The following is a 21,540-nucleotide window of genomic DNA, read 5'->3' as shown; positions in this document are numbered from 1 at the left end:
ACAACGGTCAATCAAGATAGTCTACAAAATCATCGACTGTATTGTTGACAATGTTTTGATCTGAAGCCAATTTGCTGAGCAGGATGTCGCAGCGGCGCGCCCACTAGCCGAAGACGCCGCCGCTGATCGAGGAAGCAGATCGATGATCCTGAATGCCGACCTCCTCCTCGACGTGCGCGCCGAAACGGGCGAAGGCCCGGTCTGGAGCGTCGATACCCAATGCCTGTGGTGGACGGATATCCCGGGCAAACGCTTGCAACGGTTCGACCCCGCCAGCGGCGCGCACCGCATCTTCCCGATGCCTGGCCGCGTCGGCTGCTTCGCCCTGCGCGAGGCGGGCGGTCTCGTAATGGCCATGGAGCAGGGCTTCTGGACTTTCGATCCCGAGACCGGCGCGATTGCCCAATTATCCGCGCCCGAGGCGGGGCTTGCCGATCACCGGTTTAACGATGGGCGTTGTGACCCGGCGGGGCGTTTCGTCGCCGGTTCGATGAACGTGGCGCGGACGTCGTCTTCCGGACAGCTTTGGAGGCTCGATCCTAATGGCGACACGGTTCGTCTCGCCGGCGGCGTCACCGTCGCCAACGGCCTCGCCTTCAGCCCCGACGGCAAGCGCATGTACTGGGCCGACAGTCCGGCCGAGAGGGTCTATACCTTTGACTACGATCCGGGCACCGGCATGGCCAGCAACCAGCGTCTCTGGCTGGAGAAGGGCCCGGCGCCCGGCCGGCCCGATGGCGCGGCAGTCGATACTGATGGCTGCTACTGGAGCGCGCGCTGGGTCGGCGGCGCCGTGGTGCGCTTCACGCCGGAAGGCAAGATGGACGGGATCATTCACTTACCCGTGAGCCGCGTGACGATGTGCGCCTTTGGCGGCCCGGATTTGCGGACGCTCTACATCACCACAGCGCGCGAGGGCATGACCACCGAGGAACTGGAGCGCGAGCCGCTGGCCGGCGGCATCTTCGTTGCCGAGCCCGGCGTCCAGGGCCTGCCGGAGCCAGCTTTCAAGGGCTGAGAGCCGTATATCCTAGCGCCCTGAGATCCACGAAAGGTGCCGCCATGCATGCCGCCGTCACGGAACTTCTCGGGCGCCGCGTCCGCCTCGGCCTTATCGGCGGTGGTGGTGCCTCTCTGATCGGCCCGGTCCATCGCATTGCGGCCCGCTTCGACGATTGCTTCGAGACGGTGGCGGGCGTGCTCTCGTCCAAGCCGGAGCGCGCGCTTGCCGAAGCGCAGGCGCTCGGCCTGCCGCGCGGCTATGCCGACATAGCGACCATGATCGCCGAGGAGGCGAAGCGGCCCGACGGCATCGATGCGGTTGCGATCATGACGCCGAACGACAGCCATCAGGTCTATGCCGAGATGGCGCTTGATGCCGGGCTCGACGTGATTTGCGACAAGCCCCTGACCAATGATTTGGAAAGCGCGCTCGCGCTGGTCGAGAAGGCGCGCTCGCGCGGGCTCGTCTTCAGCCTGACTCATAATTATTCCGGCTACCCGATGGTCCGCGAGGCACGCTGCGCCGTTGCCGAGAACGAGCTCGGCCCGCTCAGGATTGCCACCGTCTCCTATGTCCAGGGCTCGCTCGGCACGCGCGTCGAGGATAAGCCAGAGGCGATCTCGGACCGGCTGCGCTGGCGGCTCGATCCGGCGCGCGGGGGCTTGAGCCATGTCATGGGCGATATCGGCACGCATGCGCATCAACTGCTTTGCTTCGTGACCGGGCGACGGGTCGAGGCCGTGCTGGCCGATGTCGGCCCCGCGCTGCCGGACCGGGCGACGCATGACACCGCTTCGGTGATCTTGCGGCTCGAAGGCGGGGTGCGCGGTATGCTCTTCGCGACCAAGGCGGCGACTGGGGCCGAGAACGCGATATCGTTGGAAGCTTATGGCGAGGCCGGCGGACTGGCCTGGACGCAAGCGACCGCCAACGAATTGCGGGTGATGCGCAATGCGCGCCCGGCCGAGATTCGTACGCGCGGCCTGCCGACGCTACATCCCTATAGCCGTCGCGCGACGCGCACCCCGCCCGGTCATCCCGAAGCCTTCTTCGAAGCTTTCGCCAATATCTATTCAGATTTCGCTCTGCTGGTCGCGTCGCGGCGAGCCGGCAAGCCGGCCCATCCGTTCGCAATGCAGGCGCCGGGCGCAGTCGACGGAGCCGAGGGCTTGGCCTTTGTCGAGGCGTGCCTGGAATCGACCGCTACGGGCACCTGGGCCAAGGTGCCGCGGGTCTGAAAAGCCTCAACGTCATCCCGGCCGGAGCGTAGCGCGGACCCGGGATCCATGCCTGAATTGCTATTGGCTGCGTTCCGGCATGGATCCCGGGTCGACCTCCGGTCGCCCGGGATGACTAAGAGTGTACGATAAGCGCCTACGAGAACCGCGCTTCCGGATCGGGGATGACGCCCTGCTTCGCCAGGAAGTCGAGGTCGCAGCCTTCATCGGCCTGGAGCACGTGCTCGGAATAGAGCATGCCGTAGCCGCGCTCGTAATGCGGCGGTGGCGGAGTCCAGGCCTTGCGGCGCTCTTCCAGTTCCGCCTCGTCAACCAGCAGGTCGAGGACGCGGCCCTCTACATCGAGCGAGATCAGGTCGCCGTCGCGCACGAAGGCGAGGGGGCCGCCGACGCGGCTCTCCGGGCAGACGTGGAGGACGCAGGTGCCGTAGCTGGTGCCGCTCATGCGCGCGTCGGAGATGCGGACCATGTCGCGCACGCCCTGCTCCAGCAGCTTCTTTGGGATCGGCAGCATGCCCCATTCCGGCATCCCGGGCGCGCCGACGGGCCCGGCATCCTGCAGCACGAGTACGCTGTCGGCCGTCACCGGCAATTCGGGATCGTCGATGCGGGCGAGCATGTCCTTGAAGTTGGGGAAGACCACGGCCGGGCCTGTATGCTTCTGCAGTTTCGGATCGGCCGCGGCACGCTTGATCACGGCCCCGCGAGGGGCAAGGTTGCCGCGAATGACGACGAGGCCGCCGGCGCCGTAGACCGGGTTCTCGGAGGGCCGGATGACGTCGTCATTATAGACCTCAGCGCCCTCGATGTTCTCGCCTAGCGTCTTGCCGGTGACGGTCAGGCAGGAAAGGTCGAGATAGCCTTCCAGCCGCTTGAGCAGCGCGAGCAGCCCGCCGGCATAGAAGAAATCCTCCATCAGGTAGGAGCCGCTCGGCTGCACATTGCAGATCACCGGCACGGATTCGCTCGCCGCGGCGAAATCGTCGAGCGAGAGCTCGAGATCAAGCCGACGCGCCATCGCGATCAGGTGGATCAGCGAGTTGGTCGAGCCCGAGAGCGCCATGTCGGCGATGACTGCGTTGAGGAAGCTGGCGCGCGTCACCATCGCCTTCGGCCGCAGGTCCTCCCAGACCATCTCGACGATCCGGCGCCCGCACATCGAGGCCATTTGCGGATGGCGCGCATCGACCGCCGGGATCGAGCTCGCGCCCGGCAAGGTGAAGCCGAGCACGTCGACCAGGCTCGTCATGGTCGAGGCCGTGCCCATGGTGTTGCAGGTACCGGGCGAACGGGCCGTGCCCTCGCCGAAGGCCCGCCAGGTCTTCTCGTCGATCTTGCCGGCGCGGAAATCGGCCAGCGCCTTCCAGGTGCTGGAGCCGGTGCCGAGATTCCAGTTCTCGCGGAAATGGCCGCGCAGCATCGCGCCCGCCGGCACGAAGATCGCCGGGATGTTCATCGAAGCAGCGCCCATGATCAGGCCGGGCGTGGTCTTGTCGCAGCCTCCTAACAGCACGACGCCGTCGATCGGATGCGAGCGCAGGATCTCCTCGGCGTCCATGGCGAGGAGGTTGCGGTATATGAGCGTGCTCGGGCGGACATAGGTCTCGCCGACGCTGAGCGTCGGCATCACCACCGGGAAGCCGCCCTCTTGCCAGATGCCGCGCTTGATCTCCTCGATCCGCTGCGGGAAATGCGTATGGCAGCTATTCAGGTCGGACCAGGTGCTCAGGATGCCGATCACCGGCTTTCCCTGAAAATCCTCGCTCGCATAGCCCATCTGCTTGGTGCGGTAGGATTTGTGGTTGCCGGGCTGGCCCGATGCGCCGAACCATTTCTGGCTCCTGAGGTCCTTGAGCTCAATTTTCCTGGTCATTCCGTGCCGTCGCGAGGTGAGGGAGGGCCGATGCGGCGGCGGGCCTGTTCGTCCCGGCGCGCCTGTCGCCCTGCCGCTTCGCTCATAGTCAGACCGGCCGGGCAGTCCCACTAAGGGCGTGCCTCTCGATATTGTCAACAAGATAGTTGACTATGATGGCACCATCAACGAAGCTGCCGCCAACAGAACAGGAGATGGCGCTTTGCAACGACCATCGGCTCGGGAGGAGGCGGATTTGGCAGGGACCGGCAGGGTAGCCGGTGCCGCTTGGCATGGCTGCACCCCGCCTTTTTGCGCCGGCGCGTAAGGCGGGGCGATGTACGACCAGTATTTCGACTTCAGCTCGGTCTTCGCCGCGTTCGATCAGCTTATGGTCGGCTCCGCCCTGACGCTGCAACTGACCGTTCAGGCGGTCATTCTCGGCATGATCGTCGCGATCGTCGGCGCCTGGGCCAAGACCAGTGGCCCGAGCTGGGCGAAGGCCGTGGTCAATGTCTATGTCGAGGTGATCCGCAACACTCCGTTCCTGCTGCAGCTCTATTTCTTCTTCTTCGGCCTGCCGGCGCTCGGCTTCCGGCTGACGCCGAACCAGGCGGCGCTCCTGACCATGGTGATCAATCTCGGCGCCTATGCCACCGAGATCGTGCGCGCCGGTATCGAGGCGATCTCGCATGGCCAGACCGAGGCCGGCAAGGCGCTCGGCTTCCGGCCCCTGCAGATCTTCCGGCTGATCATCCTGCCGCCGGCCCTGCGCATCATCTACCAGCCGCTCGCCGGCCAATTCACCATGGTGCTGCTCGGCTCCAGCGTGGTCTCGGCGATCTCGGCGAACGAGCTGACCTCGGTGGCGAACTCGATCCAGGCCGCCAATTTCAAGACATTCGAGACCTATCTCGTCGTCACTTTCATCTACCTGATCATGGTGCTCGTCTTCCGGGCGCTGTTCAACGTCATCTACCTGCGCAGCTTCGGCAGCAACGGCCAGTGGCAGCGGGTCCCCGGCCTATGATCCGGGACCTCAACATCAACGATTTCATCTACATGCTGAGCGCCGCGCGCTGGACGCTGCTGCTCTCGGTGCTGGCGATCGCCGGCGGCGGCGTGGTCGGCGCCGGCATCCTGGCGGCAAGACTGTCGCGGCTGAAGCTCGTGCGCGCTGTCGCTTTCGGCTACATCCAGTTCCTCCAGGCGACGCCGCTGCTGATGCAGCTTTTTCTGGTCTTCTTCGGCGGCACGCTGATCGGCATCCGCTTCGATCCCTGGACCGCCGCGCTGATCGCCTTCAGCCTGCACGCCTCGGCCTTTCTCGGCGACATTTGGTACGGCAGCGTCGAGGCAGTGCCGCGCAGCCAGTGGGAGGGCGCATATTCCGTGGCGCTGACGCGGCCAAAAACTTTCCGGCTGGTGATCGCGCCGCAGGCGCTGCGCATCGCGATTCCGCCAACCGTCGGCTTCCTCGTCCAGCTGATCAAGGGCACCTCGCTCGCCTCGATCATCGGCTTCGTCGAACTCGTCCGCGCCGGGCAGTTCATCAACAACTCCACGCTGAAGCCGCTCTTCGTCTACGGTTTCGTAGCCTGCGTCTTCTTCGTGATCTGCTGGCCTTTGTCGAAGTGGAGTCAGAGCCTCGAGGCCCGGTTGGCCAAGGGCAACGCACGCTAGGCGAAACAAGAAAACAACGCCTTGGGAAACGAAACGACGGGAGGACTAACAATGCTCAGGAAAGCACTTATCGGAGTCTCGATGGCCGCCGCCGCCATGCTGGCGACGGCATCCGCCAGGGCGCAGACGGTCGACGAGATCGTGAAGCGCGGCGAGATCGTCATCGGCATCGATCTCACCAACCCGCCTTGGGGCTTCCTCGATGAGAAGCAGGAGCCGACCGGGTTCGATCCTGCCTATGCCAAGCTCGTGGCCGATAAAATGGGTGTGAGGCTGAAGATCGAGCGGGTGAACAGCCCGGGCCGCATCCCCTTCCTGCAGAGCGGGCGCATCGACATGGTGCTCTCGACCCTCTCGATCACCGCCGAGCGCGCCAAGCAGGTCTGGTTCACCTCGCCCTACGCGCCGAACCCGCTGATCCTGATCGCCCCGAAGAGCACGCCCTTCACCTCGATGGCCGAGCTCAAGGGCAAGCGTATCGCGGTGCCGCGCGGCAGCCCGCAGGACATCACCGTGACGCGCGACGCGGTCGGCGCCGAGATCCTGCGCTTCGAGGACGATGCCAGCGTGCAGCAGGCGCTCCTGACCGGCCAGGCCGATTTCATCGGCGGCGGCCTTCTGACCCCGTCCGCGCTCAACAAGATGAGCCCGGGCAAGGACTATGAGGGCAAGTTCACGCTGAACGCCCTCTACATGGGCATGGCGGTGAAGAAGGGGAACGCCGACCTGCTGCAGTTCCTCAACACCTTCGTCTTCCTGACCAAGCAGAGCGGCGAGATCGACACGCTCACCCGCAAGTTCCTGAACGTGCCGGTCGGCGACCTGCCGGTGTTCTGAGCGGCGACGCTTCGCATCCATGACGATCACCCGGCGCGCTTAAGCGCGCCGGGTTTGCCACGAAAGACCCCGCCATGCGCACGATCAAGGGACCGGGCCTGTTCATTGCCCAGTTCATCGATGCCAACGAGCAGCTCTCGACGCTCGACGGCATGTGCGCCTGGGCGGCCGGGCTCGGCTTCAGGGGGCTGCAGGTCCCGACCTGGCAGAGCCACATGTTCGACCTCGCCAGGGCGGCCGAGAGCCAAACCTATTGCGACGAATTTCTGGGCACGCTGGCCAAGCACGGGCTCGAGCTCACCGAGCTGACCTGCCAGCGCCATGGCCATTTGCTGGCGGTCCATCCGGCTTATGACGCGACGGTTGACGGCTTTGCGCCGGCAGCGGTGCGGAACAAACCGGAAGCGCGGGCTGAATGGGCGAAGAACCAGCTCCTGCTTGCCGCCAAGGCGGCGCGCCGGCTCGGCGTCGACAGGATCGTCAGCTTCAGCGGCTCGCTGCTCTGGCCCTATTTCTATCCCTATCCCCCGGCGCCCGAGGGGCTGCTCGATGCGGGCTTCCGCGAGCTGGCGCGGCGCTGGCGGCCGATCCTGGACGCCTATGGCGCTGATGGCATCGAGCTCTGCTTCGAACTGCATCCGTCCGAAGACCTCCATGACGGCGCGACCTTCGAGCGCTTCCTGGCGCTGGTTGGCGGGCATCCGCGCTGCAACCTGCTCTATGATCCGAGCCATTTCCTGCTGCAGCACATGGATTATCTCGGCTTTATCGAGATCTACCATGAGCGGATCAAGGCCTTCCACGTGAAGGACGCCGAGTTCCGGATGTCCGCACGCAGCGGCGTCTATGGCGGCTACCAGGACTGGGCCAGGAGGCCCGGCCGCTTCCGCAGCCCCGGCGACGGGCAGATCGATTTCCGGTCGATCTTCTCGCTGCTCACCGCCCATGACTACGATGGCTGGGCCTGCCTGGAATGGGAATGCTACCTAAAGGAGCGTTATCGCGGCGCCGCCGAGGGTGCGGCCTTCATCGCCGATCACATCATCCCCGTGACCGAAGCAGCCTTCGACGCGCCGATGCGCCCGGCCGTCGACGAGGCGCGGATCGACGCCGTCCTGGGCCTGCGAAAGCCGCCGCGATGACGAAGCCGGTCGTAATGCTCGACCCGCATCCGCGCCTGCGCGAGCGCATTCTCGACGCCGGGCAATGGCGGCGCCTGAACGAGATGGCAGACGTCATCGAGGATACGGCCGCGCCGATGTCCGACGCGGTGGTCGAGCGCTGGCTGCCGGAGACGGTCGCAATCATCGGCCAGGCGCCGCTGCCTGCCGAGCGGATCGCGCGGGCGCCCAAGCTGCGAGCGCTGATCAATGTCGAGGGCAATTTCTACCAGAACGTCGATTACCCTGCGTGCTTCGGGCGCGGCATCTCCGTGCTCTCGATCGCGCCCGCCTTCGCCGTTCCCGTGGCGGAGATGTCGCTGGCTCTTGCGCTCGATCTGGCGCGTGGCGTCACTGCCGCCGATGCCTCGATGCGTGCGGGCGGCGAGCTTTACGGCTCCGCCGGCAATGCCGGGGCCGTGCTGCTGAGCGGCGCGCGGGTCGGGATCATCGGCTACGGCAATATCGGCCGGGCGCTGCGCAAGCTGCTCGCCGGCTTCGCCGCGCATGTGCAGATCCATGACCCCTGGTTGCCGGACAATGTCCTGCGCGAGGAGCAGGCCGAACCGGTTTCGCTGGAGACGCTGCTCGCGACCTCCCAATTCATCTTCATCCTTGCCGGCGTGACCTCGGAAAACCAGGGCTTCCTTGGGCGCAAGGAGCTGGAGCTGATCGCGCCGGACAGCATCGTCGTGCTCGCGAGCCGGGCAGGTGTGATCGATTTCGATGCCTTCGCCGCGCTCGCCGATGCCGGGCGTTTTCGCGCCGCCAGCGACGTGTTCCCGACTGAACCTTTGCCCGCCGACAGCCTCATCCGCAGCAGCCGCCTGCTGCTCTCGCCGCACCGGGCCGGCGGCATGCCGGCGTCAATGCGCATGATCGGCGAGATGGTGCTCGACGATCTCGGCCTGATCCTGCGCGGCCTGCCGCCGGTGCGGCTCCAGCCGGCGCGGCGCGAGACCATCCTGAAGCTGCGCAGCCCGCCGGCACAGAGCTACCTCAAGCCCGCCGCGACGGCCTGAGCCGAACTCGTTTCCGTTCCCCAACCTCCTGAAAGTACTGCCATGACCAAGACCCTGCTTTCTGCCGTGATCGGCAAGGCCGCGCCGTTGATCCCGGTGCTCCATGTCGAGAATCCCGAGCATGCCGTGCCGCTAGCCGAGGCGCTGGTCAGCGCGGGCGTGATGGCGCTGGAGGTGACGCTGCGCACCGAGGCGGCCCCGGAGGTGATCGCGCGGATGCGCAAGGCCGTGCCGCAGGCGATCGTCGGCGCCGGCACTGTCACCAAACCCGAGCAACTGGCGAAGGTCCGCGATGCGGGGGCGCTCTTCGCTGTCAGCCCGGCGCTGACCGAGCGCCTCGCCCTGGCGTCCGAGAAGGTCGATATCCCGCTCGTCCCCGGCGCGGTGACGCCGTCGGAAATGCTGGCCGCGCGCGAATACGGCTTCCATGAGCTTAAGTTCTTCCCGGCCGACCTGATGGGCGGCACGGCGATGCTGAAGCACGTCCTGCCGCTCTATCCCGATATCCGCTTCTGCCCGACTGGCGGCATCAGCGACGGCAATGTCATGAGCTATCTCGAACTCGCCAATTGCTTCGCCGCCGGCGGCGCCTGGCTCGCCCCGCGCGATCTGATCGAGGCGGCGGATTGGGCTGAGATCAATGCGCGCGCCAAGCGCGCCGTCGCGGTGGTCGCAAAGGGCTGAATTCGGAGCGAACGCACGACTGGCCGCATGCCGTCATGCTCGCCCTTATGGCGAGCACCCAAGGCTTCAGGAGCGCGTTCGAGAGCCAGGACATGGATGGGCGGGACAGGTCGACCATGACGACAGGAGTTCCGTCGCCCAAATCATCAACCAAATTGTTGACAAGATTTTCAACAGTCTCTAGGAGTCGCCGCGAGAGAGATGAGTGCCGCCCTACCAGCCTCCTACGAGGGGCCGCAGGCCACGCGATGCAAGCGATGGCACCGAACCGAGGATTCTCAGGAGGACATCATGAAAGCATCGCTGTTCCGAACGACCGGCCTGGCGCTCCTCGCGGCCTGTCTCGTCCACCCACCGGCCCAGGCCGAGCCTCGCCTGACCGTGATTTCGCAATGGAGCGCCGGTGCCGAGGGCGCCGCCATGGACGCGTTTGGCAAGATGGTGACCGAGAAGGGCGTGAAATGGGAGCATAGCCCCGTTTCCGGCTTCACCACCGACATGATGAACAAGCTGCGCGCCGACATCATCGCGGGCAAGCCGCCGGCCGCCTCGCAGCTCAAGGGGCCTGAGATCAAGGCCTGGTCGGCGATCGGCGCCACCGTCAACCTCAACGACGTCGTCAAGGCGACCGACTACGAGAAGAACATCTCGGCCGACCTCGCCAAGATCCACAAGCCCAAGGGCGACTGGATCGCGCTGCCGCTGCAGATCTACCGCGTCAACACGCTCTTCGCCTCGAAGAAGGCGATGGACAAGGTCGGTGCCACCGAATTGCCCAAGACCTGGGACGAATTCAACGCGCTTGCCGCCAAGATGGCCGCCGCCGGCATCACGCCCGTCGCCCATGGCGGCATCGGCTGGGCCGATGCGATGTATTTCGAGCTGACGCTCGCCGGCATCTCCGCCGACGCCTATCGCAAGTCGATCATGGAACTCGACGACAAGGCCCTGCGCGGGCCTGAAGTGCTCGCCGCCTTCAAGCAGCTTCGCCAGCTCACCAAATGGATGAGCCCGTCCAATGCTGGCCAGCACTGGAGCGTCTTCCTGCCGGCGCTGATGAAGGGCGACTACGGCTTCCTGATGATGGGCGGCTGGGCTTCCGGCGTGCTGAAGAAGGGCAATTTCGAGGAGGGCAAGGACTTCCTCTGCGGCCCGACTCCGAACAATACCGGCAAGCCGGTCTTCGATATGAATGCCGACGGCATGATCTTCTGGGACACGAAGAATGCCGATCTCCTCGCCGGCCAGAAGGCGACCGCCCAGGTGGCGATGAGCAAGGAATTCGCCAGGACCTTCACCCAGATCAACGGCTCGATCCCGGTCCGCACCGATATCGACCTGTCGGATGCCGGCTTCCAGGATTGCCAGCGCGACGCCGCCAAGAACCTCTCCGGCGCCATCGCCGCCAACCAGGCGATCATGAGCCTCGGCCACAACATGGCCCAGACCAGCCCGGTGACGGCGGCGCTGCGCGATGTGCTGACCGAGTACGTCCATAACGACAAGATAACGCCGGAAGAGGCCCAGAAACGCCTCGCCGACGCCGCCGACACGGTGCGCTGAGCCCTCGACCCGTATCGCCATGAACCAAACCGCCACAACGATGCATGCGGGGCAGACGCGCCCCGCCCGGACGGCGCCGCGCCGCTCCTGGGTCAGCGAAGTCCCGGATCTGCTGACCCGGATCGTCGCCGGGCTGATCGCGGCCGCGGCGGTGAGCTATGTCGTCGGCTTCACGCTCTGGACGGTGGTGATCTCATTCACGGATTCGACGCTGCTGCCCGAATACAGCTTCGTCGGCTTCAAGCATTATTGGGCGCTGCTGCGCAGCCGGATCTGGCAGGTCGCCTATTTCAACCTGACGATCTACGGACTCGGCTTCATCCTCGGCGCGACGGGCCTCGGCCTGCTGCTGGCGATCCTGATCGACCAGAAGATCCGCGCCGAGAACCTGCTGCGCACCATCTACCTCTACCCGATGGCGCTGTCCTTCGTCGTCACCGGCACGGTCTGGGCCTGGCTGCTCAACCCGACCATCGGCGTCGAGCATTTCGTCCGTAGCCTCGGCTGGGAGCAGTTCAATTTCGGCTGGCTCGTCGATCGCGACATGGCGATCTACTGCGTGGTGATCGCGGCGATCTGGCAGGCTTCCGGCTTCGCCATGGCGCTGTTCCTGGCCGGCCTGCGCTCGCTCGACGGCGATCTCTACAAGGCCGCCGCGATCGACGGCGCCGGCCCGTCCCGGATGTATCTGCGCATCATGGTGCCGGCGATCTGGCCGATCGTCGTCTCGGTCCTGGTCATCCTGCTGCAGACCGCGATCAAGACCTATGATCTAGTGCGAGCGCTCACCGCCGGCGGCCCCGGGATCGCCACGACGCTGCCCACCAATGTCGTCTACGACTACATGTTCCAGCGCGGCCTGATGGGCGCCGGCTCGGCCGCCGCCGTGATGCTGCTGCTCTCGCTGCTCATCGTCCTGCTGCCCTATGCTATCCTCCAGCGCATGCGCGGCGGCAAGGGAGGCGGCCTTGGTTGAGGCCCGTTCTCTTTCGACCCGCGGCAGCCGAATCCTGCTCTACGTCGTCCTGATCTCCTTCGCGGCTTTCTATCTGACACCGCTGATCGTGGTGATCCTGAACTCGTTCCGCAGCTTCCAGGAGATCACCCAGACTTCGGTGCTCGGCTTCCCCAGGGAGTTCCGGTTCGACAATTGGGTCCAGGCCTGGGGCTCCTACTGCATCGCCGGCATCTGCTCGGGCATCAGCCCGTATATGTGGAACTCGCTGCTGATCGCGGTCCCGGCGACGCTGATCTCGACGCTGCTCGGCGCAATGAACGGCTATTTGCTCTCACTCTGGCGCTTCAAGGGCGCCGGCCTGATCTTCGGCATCATCACCTTCGGCGTCTTCCTGCCGGCGCAAATGAAGCTGGTGCCCTGGGCGATCACGCTGCGCGACCTCGGCCTGTCGAACACGCTGAGCGGCCTTGTCCTGATTCATGTCGTGCAGGGCATGAGCTTCACCACGCTGTTCTGCCGCAACTATTATGTCAACGTGCCGAAGGACTTGATCAAGGCGGCGAAGGTCGACGGCGCTGGCTTTCTGCAGATCTTCTGGCGGATCATCCTGCCGCTCTCGCCGCCGATCCTGATCGTCACCGTCATCTGGCAGTTCACTGGCATCTGGAACGAATTTCTCTACGGCATCACCTTCTCGGAAGGCTCGGCTCGGCCGGTGACCGCCGCGCTGATGGCGCTGAGCGCCAACATCGCCCAGGCCCGTGAATACGGCATCGAAAGCGCCTCCGTGCTGATCGCCGCCCTGCCCACGCTGCTCGTCTACCTGTTCGGGGGCAAGTACTTCGTGCGCGGCCTGACGGCCGGCGCGGTCAAATAGGTCAAACCCATGTCAGCCCTCTCCGTCGAAAAGCTGCGCGTCCGCTTCGGCTCGGTCGAAGTGCTTAAGAGCGTCGATCTTGCCATCGAGAGCGGCGAGTTCATCGTGCTCGTCGGGCCCTCCGGCTGCGGCAAGTCGACCTTGCTCAACGTCATCGCCGGGCTCGAGCAGGCCAGCGACGGGCGCATCGGGATCGGCGGCCGAGAGGTCACCGGCGTCCCGCCCAAGGACCGCGACATCGCCATGGTCTTCCAAACCTACGCGCTCTATCCGGCCATGACCGTGCGCGGCAACATCACCTTCGGCATGGAGTGCCGCGGCATTCCCAAGCCCGAGCAAAAGGAGGCCGTCACCCGTGTCGCCAAGCTGCTCCAGATCGAGCATTTGCTCGATCGGCGGCCGGGCCAGCTCTCCGGCGGCCAACGCCAACGCGTCGCCATGGGCCGGGCGCTGGTGCGCGACCCCGTGCTCTTCCTGTTCGACGAACCGCTCTCCAATCTCGATGCCAAGCTGCGCGTCGAGATGCGCATGGAGATCAAGCGCCTACACCAGCGCATCGGCACAACTATGGTCTACGTCACCCATGATCAGGTCGAGGCGATGACGCTGGCGACGCGCATTGCCGTGATGAATGGCGGCGTGATCCAGCAATTCGCCGATCCGCAAACGATCTACGATCAGCCGGCCAATCTCTTCGTCGCCCGTTTCATGGGCTCGCCGCCGATGAACGCGCTGCCCGCCAAGCTTGTCGCGTCGGGCGGCGAGATCGCGGCCATGGTCGGGCCGGACGCCACTACCGCCGTGCCGCTGCCGAATGCGACCGCGGCGATGAAGGACTGGGTCGGCCGCGACGTCGTGCTCGGCATTCGGCCGGAATGCATCACGCTGTCCGGCGATGAGCAGCCGGCCAGGCCTGCTTCCAGCCTGCCGGCGACGGTCGAGATGATCGAGCCGACAGGCGCCGAGACCATGGCGCTGATCCGCGTCGGCCAGAGCGAGATCATGGCCCGGATGCGGCCGGATGCGCGCCCGGCCGTCGGCTCGGTCGCGCACTTCGCCATCGACACCGCCAAGGCCTGCCTGTTCGACCCCAAGACCGAAAGCCGGATCGCATGACGCCTCGCGGACATTATCCCGACCTCGCCGGCCGCGTGGTTCTGATCACCGGCGGCGCCTCCGGCATCGGCGAGGCGCATGTCCGTGCCTTTGCCGCGAGTGGCTGCAAGACAGCCTTCATCGACAAGCAAGAGGAGGCGGGCAGGACTCTCGAAGCCAGCCTGCGCGGCGAAGGCGCGAACGTCCTCTTCGTCGCCTGCGACCTCCTCGACATTGCGACGCTCGGCACGGCCATCGACCGCGTCGGCGAGAGGCTCGGGCCGGTGCACGGACTGATCAACAACGCAGCCGTCGACCAGCGCCACGACATTGACGCCATGCAGCCGGACGATTTCGACTGGATGATGAACGTCAACCTGCGCCATGCGATCTTCGCGGCGCAGCGCGTGCTGCCGCAGATGCGCGGGCTTGGCGGCGGCTCGATCGTCAATACCACCTCCGTCGCCTGGATGCGCGGCATCGCCAATGTGCCGCTCTACAGCGCCGCCAAGGCGGCGGTGATCGGCTTCACCAATTCGCTGGCACGCGCCGCCGGACCTGACCGAATCCGCGTCAACGCGATCGCGCCGGGCTATGTCGCGACGCCGCGTCAGCGGGCGCTGTGGCACGATGCGGAGGCTGAGAAGCGCACCATCGCCCTGCAATGCCTGCCCGATGCGATCGAGCCGCAGGACATCGCCGAAACCGCGCTTTTCCTGTGCTCGGACGCGGCACGGATGATCACCAAGCAGTGCCTCACCATCAACGGCGGCTCGCTCTAGCCACGCCTGGCGCGCAACCGGCTAAGGTTTAAGTGTGTTCGCCAATATTGTTGACAAAAAAGTTGATGATGACAGGATCGCCGGAGGTTGAGCGGCTTCTCGCCGGACACGCCATCCGTGCCTCCGCCCTTTAGAAGGAAGCCAGCGATGACCAAGATCCGCGCCGTGCGCGCCCGCAGCATCATTATTCCGCTCGACAAGGTGACCTCGCTCTCTAGCCGCCGCGTCACCGAGCGGCACTATGGCGTGGTCGAGGTCGAGGGCGATGACGGCCATAAGGGCATCGGCTTCTGTTATGTCGGCAGCGCCGGTGGCGGGCTCTTCACTGAGGCCGTGCGCGCACTCCTCGCGCCGGTCCTGATCGGCGAGGACCCCTATCGCGTCGAGGGGCTTTGGCAGGCGATGTACCAGGAGGCGTTGCTGCAGGGCCGCGCCGGTACGGTTGTCCGCGCCATTAGCGCGCTCGACACCGCGCTCTGGGACCGCAACGCGCGCGCTGCCAGCCTGCCGCTCTACAAATTCCTCGGTTCGGTCAAGGACAGCGTCCCGGCCTATGCCAGCGGCGGCTACTATGTCGAAGGCAAGACACCCGAGCATCTCGCCGCCGAGATGGGCGGCTACGTCGACGAGGGCTACACGGCCGTAAAGATGAAGGTCGGCCGCTTCGGCCTCGCTCAGGAGGAGGAGCGCATCGCTGCGGTGCGCGAGCGCATCGGCGACGACACGATCCTGATGCTCGACGCCAACAACGCCTGGTCGGACCTTCCGACGGCTTTGCGTTTCGCCCGCATGTACGAGCAGTACGACCCGTATTTCCTCGAAGAGCCATTCAGCCCGGACGATATCGACAACCATGCCCGCCTCGCCCAGCAGGTCGCGATGCCGATCGCGACCGGCGAGATCGAGGTCGGACGCTGGCGCTTCATGGAGCTGATGAGCAAGGGCGGCGCTGCGATCCTGCAGACCGATGCCTGCGTCTGCGGTGGCATCAGCGAGTTGCGCCTTAGCGCGGCGGCCGCGGCGAGCTTCGGCATAACGCTGTGTCCGCACTGGTTCCACGATCTGCACGCTCATCTCGTCGCCGCGACGCCGAACGCGCGCTATGTCGAGTTCTTCGCCGATGACCAAGTGCTGAACTTCCGCCGCCTCGTCGACACGCAGCTCACCGTGCGCAAGGGTATGATCGATCTGCCGCAGCGGCCGGGCCTCGGCTTCGATTTCGACGCAAAGGCGCTCGACACCTACGCGATGACGCCCTGGGCCGAGCTGCGCTCCGCCGCGGGCAAAGCTGCCTGATCCTCACGAACCGATTGGAGCGACAATGTCGCACGCGACCCTGCAGCCGAACCTGTTCAAACGCGGCCTCATTGAGGGCAAGCGCCAGCCCGGCCTCTGGCTGACGCTGGAAAGCCTGAACGCGACCGAGATTCTCGCCGGCGCGGGCTATTCCTGGCTCTTGCTTGACATGGAGCATACGCCGGTCGACCCCTCGCAGGTCTCCCAGCACCTGCGAGCAGCCAAAGGCGGCACGGCCGAAGTCGTGGTCCGTATTCCGTGGAACGAGCCGATCATGATGAAGCGCCTGCTCGATGCCGGTGTGCGTTCCTTCATGGTGCCCTTCGTGCAGAATGCAGAGGAGGCCCGCGCCGCCGTCGCCGCGACGCGCTATCCGCCGCACGGCATCCGCGGCGTCAGCGGCAACATGCGTGGTAACAACTACGCACGCATCAAGGATTATAACGAACGCTATCACGAGGAACAGTGTATCATCGTGCAGATCGAGACGCCGGCCGCCGCCGTTGCGATCCCCGAGATCGGCGCCGTCAAGGGCGTCGACGGCATCTTCGTCGGTCCGAATGATCTCGCCGCCAATATGGGCCTGTTCGGCAAGCCGGGTGCGCCCGAGGTCCGGGCCGAGATCGACCGGGCACTCGACGCGATCAAGAAAACCGGCAGGGCGCCGGGCATCCTGAACTTCAATGTCGGAGAGGCGCGCGAGCTGTTCGACGCCGGCTACAGCTACATCGCCGTCGGCTCGGACACCGCAATCCTGGCCCGCCGCAGCGAAGCCCTGCTCGGCGAGATCAACGCGGCCTGAGCCGCTTCCCTATTGAGGACTGCTACAATGTATGCCGCCAGCCTGTTCATCGACGGGGCCCATATCGACAAGACCGGCGCCGAGAGGATCGAGGTCGTCAACCCGGCGACAGAGGAGACTCTCGGCTCGGTGCCGTCTTCTACCGCGGCCGAGGTCACCGCTGCGCTGGCGGCGGCGGAGCGCGGCTTCGAGGTGTGGCGCAATACGCTGCCTTGGGAGCGCTGCAACGTGCTGCGCAAGATCGCCGGACTGCTGCGCGAGCGGCAGGAGATGATCGCGCGCCTGCTGACCATGGAGATCGGCAAGCCGCTGTCGGAGGCGCGCGCCGAGGTCGCCGTCTCCGCCGAATATTTCGACTATTGCGCCGACGAAGCCCGACGCCTGCATGGCTACATGCTCGACGGGCGCACGCCCGGAGCCCGCTTTGAGGTTTCGCATGGACCGGTCGGCGTCGTGCTGGCGCTGGCGGCCTGGAATTTTCCGATCAGCCTGGCCTCTCGCAAGCTCGCCATGGCGCTCGCCGCCGGTTGCACAGTGATCCTGCGTCCGGCCGAGGAGGCGCCGGCCTGCGTCGCCGAGCTGGTGCGCTGCTGCCATGATGGCGGCCTTCCCAACGGTGCCGTGAACTTGCTCTTCGGTTCGCCGCAGCAGGTCGTGGTGCCGCTGATGGCGGCGCCCGCTGTGCGCAAGCTCTCCTTCACCGGCTCGACCCGCGTCGGCCAGACCCTGATGCGCCAGGCGGCCGACACGGTAAAGCGCATGACCATGGAGCTCGGCGGCCACGCCCCCTTCATCGTGCTGGGCGATGCCGATGTCGAGAAGGCGGCGACCGCGGCCGTCGGCGGCAAGTACCGCAATGCCGGCCAGGTCTGCACCTCGCCGAGCCGCTTCTTCGTGCACGAAAAGATCGCCGATGCCTTCACCGAAAAGATGGCGGCGAAGGCGCAAGCCCTGCGCCTCGGCAACGGGCTCGACGACGGCGTCCTGATGGGCCCGCTCGCGACCGCGCGCCAGCGCGACCGGGCCGAGCGGCTGGTCGAGGATGCCCTTGGCAAGGGCGCGACGCTCGCCACCGGTGGTAAGCGCCCGGCCAGCCTCAACCGCGGCTATTTCTTTGAGCCAACCGTGCTGGCCGATCTGCCGCCGGATGCCTCGATCCTCGCGGACGAGCCGTTCGCGCCGGTCGCGGCCATCGTACGCTGCGCCAGCGCGGACGAGGCGATAGCGCGGGCCAATGCCGTCGAGTTCGGCTTGGCCGGTTATCTCTTCGCTAGCTCGAAGCGTGCGATCGACCATGTCACGCGCGAGCTCCAGGTGGGCGTGCTCGGCGTCAACACGACGGTCGTCGCCGTGCCGGAGGCGCCGTTCGGCGGCATCAAGCAGAGCGGCTTCGGCCGTGAGGGCGGCGCCGAGGGCGTGCGCGAGTATCTCAACACCAAGTTCGTCCATAACGCGCCGGCCTGAACACCCTGGCCGGACGAAAAGACAGCTCGAGGGATGGCGGCGGCATGAGCGAGAACGAACCGAAGCGGCGCGGCATTGCCGGTGGGCTGACCAATTACGGCGACCCCGAATTCGCCGCCTATCTGCGCCGCTCCTTCGCGCGCTCGATGGGTTATTCCAACGAGGCGCTGGCGCGTCCCATCGTGGGGATCGCCAACACCTATAGCGGCTTCAACAATTGCCATCGGCACTTCCCCGAGCTGCTCGAGGCGATTAAGCGCGGCGTGCTGATGGCTGGCGGCCTGCCGGTTGAGTTCCCGACCATCTCGCTCGGCGAGGTCTTCCTCAAGCCGACCAGCCTGAAATTCCGCAATCTGATGGCCATGGGCACCGAGGAGATGATCCGCGCGCAGCCGATCGACGCTGTCGTCCTGATGGGCGGCTGCGACAAGACCGTGCCGGCGCAGCTCATGGCCGCGCTCTCGGCCAATGTCCCGACGGTGCAACTCGTGGCCGGGCCGATGTCGACCGGCCGCTACAAGGGCGAGCGCCTGGGCGCCTGCACAGATTGTCGCCGCTTCTGGGCCCGCTTCCGGGCGGGCGACATCGATCAGGAGGAGATCGATGTAGTTGAGGGCCGGCTCGCCACCACAGCCGGCACCTGCGCCGTCATGGGCACCGCCAGCACCATGGCCTGCATCGCCGAGACGCTCGGCCTGTCGTTGCCGCGCTCGGCCGCGATCCCGGCGGTTCATGCCGACCGGTTGCGCTGCGCCGAGGAGAGCGGCAAGCGCGCCGTCGAACTCATCGGCACGACGACACTTCTGCCGAAGCAGATCGTCACCGAGAAGGCGATCGATAACGCCTGGCGCATGCTGCTGGCGATTTCGGGCTCGACCAACGCGGTGGTACATCTCACCGCGATCGCGCGCCGCGCCGGGGTAAAGGTCGACCTCAACCGGCTCAACAAGCTCTCCGACGAGACGCCGGTGCTGGTGAACCTGAAACCGGTGGGCAACAATTACATGGAGGATTTCTTCGCCGGCGGCGGCGTGCCCGCCGTACTGAAGGAACTCCGCGACCTGATGCATCTCGATTGCATGACCGTGACCGGCAAGACGCTCGGCGAGCTGATCGACGAGCCGCTTGTGGATCAGGTCGACCGCAGCATTGTGCGCCCGCGCGCGGAGCCCGTCGATCCCGATGGCGGCCTTGTCGCCGTGTTCGGTTCGCTCGCGCCGCGCGGCGCCATCGTGAAGCGCGCCGCAGCCGACAAGCGCCTGCTCGAGCATGAGGGCAGGGCGGTGGTCTTCTCCTCGCTGGAGGACCTCGCGGCGCGGATCGACAGCCCAGATCTCGACGTCACCGCCGACGACATCCTCGTGTTGCAGAACGCCGGCCCCAAGAGCGCAGCGGCGATGCCGGAAGCCGGCTACCTGCCGATTCCGCGCAAGCTCGCCTCAAAGGGCGTCAAGGACATGGTCCGCATCTCGGATGCGCGCATGTCCGGCACGGCATATGGCGCGATCGTGCTGCATGTTGCGCCCGAGGCCGCAATCGGCGGGCCGCTCGCGCTGGTGTGCAATGGCGACCGAATCCGGCTCAGTGTCGCCGAGCGCCGCCTCGACCTTCTGGTGGGCGAGGCCGAACTCGAGACGCGCCGCAAGGCGCTGCCAGCTCCTCAGGCGATCCAGCGCCGTGGCTATGACCACCTCTATGACGAGCACGTGCTCCAGGCCGACGAGGGCGTTGATTTTGATTTCTGCTAGGCGTTTTGCGGCCGCAAGAGCGGAAGGCACCTCGAGGTTCAACAATGACGGCGGCTGGAGCCTATCGGCAATTTCTCGAAAAGCTGAAAGCCGAGGAGTGCTACTACGCTATGCAGGATAGGCCAGCCCTAGCAACGTGACCTAAGCGGCCTCCGGCGAATCCTGGGCGGTTTCAGCGCAATCAGACGCATGATCCTAACTCCCTCAGCTTGAGAGGAGAGCGGTGCAACGGCGCCGCTCTTGTCCCGGAAAGCCCACCAATTTTGCTACCGAGAGAGGGGCCTTGAGCAGATCGCCCCGGGATGTCGGCTTTCGGGCGATGAGCCAGAGTCGGCTATTGGTGCGGCTCGCCCTTTTAGTCCCGGGACATGATTCTCAATTTCTCGATTGATCCCAATCATATGAGAGCCGTCGCGATCACGAAAACCGGTACTCGCTGACCTGACGATAGACCGCTCCCGGACAGAGGACGGTGGACGGCAGATGCGCCAGGTTGGGTGAGTTGGGGGCGTGCTGCGGCTCCAGGGCAACCCCGGCGAATGACCCGTAGGTCGCCCCGCCAAGGCCGGGAACCGCGACGGCAAGCTTGGCGCCGTCATAGAACTGAAGGCACGGCTCGGTGGTCCAGATTTCAAGTCCCAGGCCACTCGCGTCTGACCGCAATGTCGCCGCATGTGCGAGTTCCATGCCGGACGCGGGATCGTGCTCTGTGCGGCTCCGTCGAAGTATGAAGTTCGCGTCGTAGCGTGTCGGCGCCTCGCCGTGCCCCGGCTCTCGGATCGATCTGGCTTCTCGAAAATCGAAGGGCGTGCCGGCCACGGCGGCAACAGACCCGTCGGGAATGAGGTCCGCATCCGTCAGAAGCACGAGATCGCCCTCGATTTGCAAACGGTGGGCGAGGATGTCCGCCGTATTGTCCAGTTTGAAATAGGGATGGTGAGCGAGATTTATGACGGTCGCTGCATCCGTCGTCGCCGAAAATTCGATGCGTAAAGTCTCGTCTTCGGTCAAGCTGTATCGACACCAAACGCGAAGCGTTCCGGGGTATCCAGCGTCGCCTGCAGGCGAAACCAGAGCAAGGGTCGTTGATCGCTCGTTCTGCTCGACGAGTGTCCAGTGCCGCTTGCCGAAGCCGTTGCCGCCACCATGCAGTGAGTGGCGCCCATCCTGATTGCGCGGGAGCTGGTATTCCACGCCACCCAGAACGAAGCGCCCCTCGGCGATGCGGTTGGCGAAGCGCCCGGCGACCGCGCCCATGTGAGGCGAGTACGCCGGATAGTCCTCCAGTCTCTCCAATCCAAGGACAACCCGCTGGAGCGCACCGCCCGCCCTCGGCACGCGCAGATCCCGCAGGCTCGCGCCGTAGTCGATGACCTCTGCTTCCATGCCGGAACTCGAACGCAACGTGATGCTGCGAATCTGCCGATCGGCAGTTCTAGAAAGCTCATGCAAATGCGGCGCACTGCTCATTGTCGG

19 protein-coding genes are annotated in these 21,540 nt (G+C 65.6%); 17 read left to right on the top strand and 2 right to left on the bottom strand.

The features are described 5' to 3' along the window. Nucleotides 1-142: 142 nt before the first annotated feature. Both AC2FAN_RS19790 and AC2FAN_RS19785 read left to right on the top strand, forming a co-directional pair. Nucleotides 143-1,018: an SMP-30/gluconolactonase/LRE family protein gene (locus AC2FAN_RS19790; RefSeq protein WP_485175987.1), complete on the top strand. Its 876-nt coding sequence runs from the start codon at nt 143-145 to the stop codon at nt 1,016-1,018. 44 nt (nt 1,019-1,062) lie between these two features. After that, the gene (locus AC2FAN_RS19785; protein WP_485175986.1) at nt 1,063-2,241 is read left to right on the top strand and encodes a Gfo/Idh/MocA family protein; all 1,179 of its coding nucleotides are present in this window, start codon (nt 1,063-1,065) and stop codon (nt 2,239-2,241) included. Nucleotides 2,242-2,377: 136 nt separating this feature from the next. Here AC2FAN_RS19785 and araD read toward each other — a convergent pair whose 3' ends face one another. Next, on the bottom strand, nt 2,378-4,114 hold the full coding sequence (gene araD / locus AC2FAN_RS19780) for an L-arabinonate dehydratase (RefSeq protein WP_485175985.1): 1,737 nt from the start codon (nt 4,112-4,114) through the stop codon (nt 2,378-2,380). A gap of 316 nt (nt 4,115-4,430) precedes the next feature. Here araD and AC2FAN_RS19775 point away from each other — a divergent pair, with 316 nt between their 5' ends. From AC2FAN_RS19775 to AC2FAN_RS19705, 15 genes are all read left to right on the top strand, one after another. Continuing rightward, entirely contained in the window at nt 4,431-5,123 is a 693-nt protein-coding gene (locus AC2FAN_RS19775) for an amino acid ABC transporter permease (protein WP_265055069.1), read from the top strand. Beyond that, nucleotides 5,120-5,776 carry an amino acid ABC transporter permease gene (locus tag AC2FAN_RS19770; protein WP_265055068.1) on the top strand — a complete coding sequence of 219 codons (657 nt, stop codon included), beginning with the start codon at nt 5,120-5,122 and terminating at the stop codon, nt 5,774-5,776. Before AC2FAN_RS19775 ends, AC2FAN_RS19770 begins: the two co-directional genes overlap by 4 nt. A gap of 81 nt (nt 5,777-5,857) precedes the next feature. Continuing rightward, nucleotides 5,858-6,613 carry a transporter substrate-binding domain-containing protein gene (locus tag AC2FAN_RS19765; protein WP_265055067.1) on the top strand — a complete coding sequence of 252 codons (756 nt, stop codon included), beginning with the start codon at nt 5,858-5,860 and terminating at the stop codon, nt 6,611-6,613. A 74-nt stretch (nt 6,614-6,687) separates the two neighbouring features. Then, on the top strand, nt 6,688-7,755 hold the full coding sequence (locus tag AC2FAN_RS19760) for a sugar phosphate isomerase/epimerase family protein (RefSeq protein WP_485175984.1): 1,068 nt from the start codon (nt 6,688-6,690) through the stop codon (nt 7,753-7,755). Then, nucleotides 7,752-8,795, top strand: coding sequence for an NAD(P)-dependent oxidoreductase (locus AC2FAN_RS19755; protein WP_485175983.1), 1,044 nt, complete (start codon nt 7,752-7,754; stop codon nt 8,793-8,795). Before AC2FAN_RS19760 ends, AC2FAN_RS19755 begins: the two co-directional genes overlap by 4 nt. 42 nt (nt 8,796-8,837) lie before the next feature. Then, complete coding sequence (eda, locus tag AC2FAN_RS19750; protein ID WP_485175982.1) at nt 8,838-9,479, top strand: bifunctional 4-hydroxy-2-oxoglutarate aldolase/2-dehydro-3-deoxy-phosphogluconate aldolase; 642 nt, start codon at nt 8,838-8,840, stop codon at nt 9,477-9,479. A gap of 291 nt (nt 9,480-9,770) precedes the next feature. Further along, a complete protein-coding gene (locus tag AC2FAN_RS19745; protein ID WP_485175981.1) occupies nt 9,771-11,042 on the top strand; it encodes an ABC transporter substrate-binding protein in 1,272 nt (423 codons plus the stop codon). A 19-nt stretch (nt 11,043-11,061) separates the two neighbouring features. After that, nucleotides 11,062-12,018: a carbohydrate ABC transporter permease gene (locus AC2FAN_RS19740; RefSeq protein WP_485175980.1), complete on the top strand. Its 957-nt coding sequence runs from the start codon at nt 11,062-11,064 to the stop codon at nt 12,016-12,018. Beyond that, the gene (locus AC2FAN_RS19735; protein ID WP_485175979.1) at nt 12,011-12,877 is read left to right on the top strand and encodes a carbohydrate ABC transporter permease; all 867 of its coding nucleotides are present in this window, start codon (nt 12,011-12,013) and stop codon (nt 12,875-12,877) included. The genes AC2FAN_RS19740 and AC2FAN_RS19735 overlap by 8 nt, the downstream gene beginning before the upstream one ends. Nucleotides 12,878-12,886: 9 nt before the next feature. Beyond that, nucleotides 12,887-13,993 (top strand): ABC transporter ATP-binding protein, encoded by a 1,107-nt coding sequence (locus AC2FAN_RS19730; RefSeq protein WP_265055537.1) that lies wholly within the window; start codon nt 12,887-12,889, stop codon nt 13,991-13,993. After that, nucleotides 13,990-14,754, top strand: coding sequence for an SDR family NAD(P)-dependent oxidoreductase (locus tag AC2FAN_RS19725; RefSeq protein ID WP_265055536.1), 765 nt, complete (start codon nt 13,990-13,992; stop codon nt 14,752-14,754). Before AC2FAN_RS19730 ends, AC2FAN_RS19725 begins: the two co-directional genes overlap by 4 nt. Before the next feature lie 147 nt (nt 14,755-14,901). Next, nucleotides 14,902-16,050 (top strand): mandelate racemase/muconate lactonizing enzyme family protein, encoded by a 1,149-nt coding sequence (locus tag AC2FAN_RS19720; RefSeq protein ID WP_485175978.1) that lies wholly within the window; start codon nt 14,902-14,904, stop codon nt 16,048-16,050. 25 nt (nt 16,051-16,075) lie between these two features. Then, the gene (locus tag AC2FAN_RS19715) at nt 16,076-16,852 is read left to right on the top strand and encodes an HpcH/HpaI aldolase family protein (protein WP_485175977.1); all 777 of its coding nucleotides are present in this window, start codon (nt 16,076-16,078) and stop codon (nt 16,850-16,852) included. Between the two features lie 27 nt (nt 16,853-16,879). Continuing rightward, nucleotides 16,880-18,316: an NAD-dependent succinate-semialdehyde dehydrogenase gene (locus AC2FAN_RS19710; protein WP_485175976.1), complete on the top strand. Its 1,437-nt coding sequence runs from the start codon at nt 16,880-16,882 to the stop codon at nt 18,314-18,316. Nucleotides 18,317-18,360: 44 nt separating this feature from the next. Then, complete coding sequence (locus AC2FAN_RS19705; protein ID WP_476807548.1) at nt 18,361-20,064, top strand: IlvD/Edd family dehydratase; 1,704 nt, start codon at nt 18,361-18,363, stop codon at nt 20,062-20,064. 417 nt (nt 20,065-20,481) lie between these two features. On the opposite strand, the gene AC2FAN_RS19700 is transcribed toward AC2FAN_RS19705, so the two are convergent. Further along, the gene (locus AC2FAN_RS19700) at nt 20,482-21,534 is read right to left on the bottom strand and encodes an aldose epimerase family protein (RefSeq protein WP_265055531.1); all 1,053 of its coding nucleotides are present in this window, start codon (nt 21,532-21,534) and stop codon (nt 20,482-20,484) included. Nucleotides 21,535-21,540: the final 6 nt, after the last annotated feature.

The sequence above is a fragment of the Allobosea sp. RIT-PG3_2 genome, assembly GCF_057321085.1.
The sequence above is the reverse complement of the archived record's forward strand: the minus strand, read 5'-3'. Positions and strand labels throughout refer to the sequence as shown.

Coding starts and splice junctions, on each gene's coding strand:
- AC2FAN_RS19790 (WP_485175987.1), top strand. CDS start 143: ATGATCCTGAATGCCGACCTCCTCCTCGACGTGCGCGCCGAAACGGGC.
- AC2FAN_RS19785 (WP_485175986.1), top strand. CDS start 1,063: ATGCATGCCGCCGTCACGGAACTTCTCGGGCGCCGCGTCCGCCTCGGC.
- araD (WP_485175985.1), bottom strand. CDS start 4,114: ATGACCAGGAAAATTGAGCTCAAGGACCTCAGGAGCCAGAAATGGTTC.
- AC2FAN_RS19775 (WP_265055069.1), top strand. CDS start 4,431: ATGTACGACCAGTATTTCGACTTCAGCTCGGTCTTCGCCGCGTTCGAT.
- AC2FAN_RS19770 (WP_265055068.1), top strand. CDS start 5,120: ATGATCCGGGACCTCAACATCAACGATTTCATCTACATGCTGAGCGCC.
- AC2FAN_RS19765 (WP_265055067.1), top strand. CDS start 5,858: ATGGCCGCCGCCGCCATGCTGGCGACGGCATCCGCCAGGGCGCAGACG.
- AC2FAN_RS19760 (WP_485175984.1), top strand. CDS start 6,688: ATGCGCACGATCAAGGGACCGGGCCTGTTCATTGCCCAGTTCATCGAT.
- AC2FAN_RS19755 (WP_485175983.1), top strand. CDS start 7,752: ATGACGAAGCCGGTCGTAATGCTCGACCCGCATCCGCGCCTGCGCGAG.
- eda (WP_485175982.1), top strand. CDS start 8,838: ATGACCAAGACCCTGCTTTCTGCCGTGATCGGCAAGGCCGCGCCGTTG.
- AC2FAN_RS19745 (WP_485175981.1), top strand. CDS start 9,771: ATGAAAGCATCGCTGTTCCGAACGACCGGCCTGGCGCTCCTCGCGGCC.
- AC2FAN_RS19740 (WP_485175980.1), top strand. CDS start 11,062: ATGAACCAAACCGCCACAACGATGCATGCGGGGCAGACGCGCCCCGCC.
- AC2FAN_RS19730 (WP_265055537.1), top strand. CDS start 12,887: ATGTCAGCCCTCTCCGTCGAAAAGCTGCGCGTCCGCTTCGGCTCGGTC.
- AC2FAN_RS19725 (WP_265055536.1), top strand. CDS start 13,990: ATGACGCCTCGCGGACATTATCCCGACCTCGCCGGCCGCGTGGTTCTG.
- AC2FAN_RS19720 (WP_485175978.1), top strand. CDS start 14,902: ATGACCAAGATCCGCGCCGTGCGCGCCCGCAGCATCATTATTCCGCTC.
- AC2FAN_RS19715 (WP_485175977.1), top strand. CDS start 16,076: ATGTCGCACGCGACCCTGCAGCCGAACCTGTTCAAACGCGGCCTCATT.
- AC2FAN_RS19710 (WP_485175976.1), top strand. CDS start 16,880: ATGTATGCCGCCAGCCTGTTCATCGACGGGGCCCATATCGACAAGACC.
- AC2FAN_RS19705 (WP_476807548.1), top strand. CDS start 18,361: ATGAGCGAGAACGAACCGAAGCGGCGCGGCATTGCCGGTGGGCTGACC.
- AC2FAN_RS19700 (WP_265055531.1), bottom strand. CDS start 21,534: ATGAGCAGTGCGCCGCATTTGCATGAGCTTTCTAGAACTGCCGATCGG.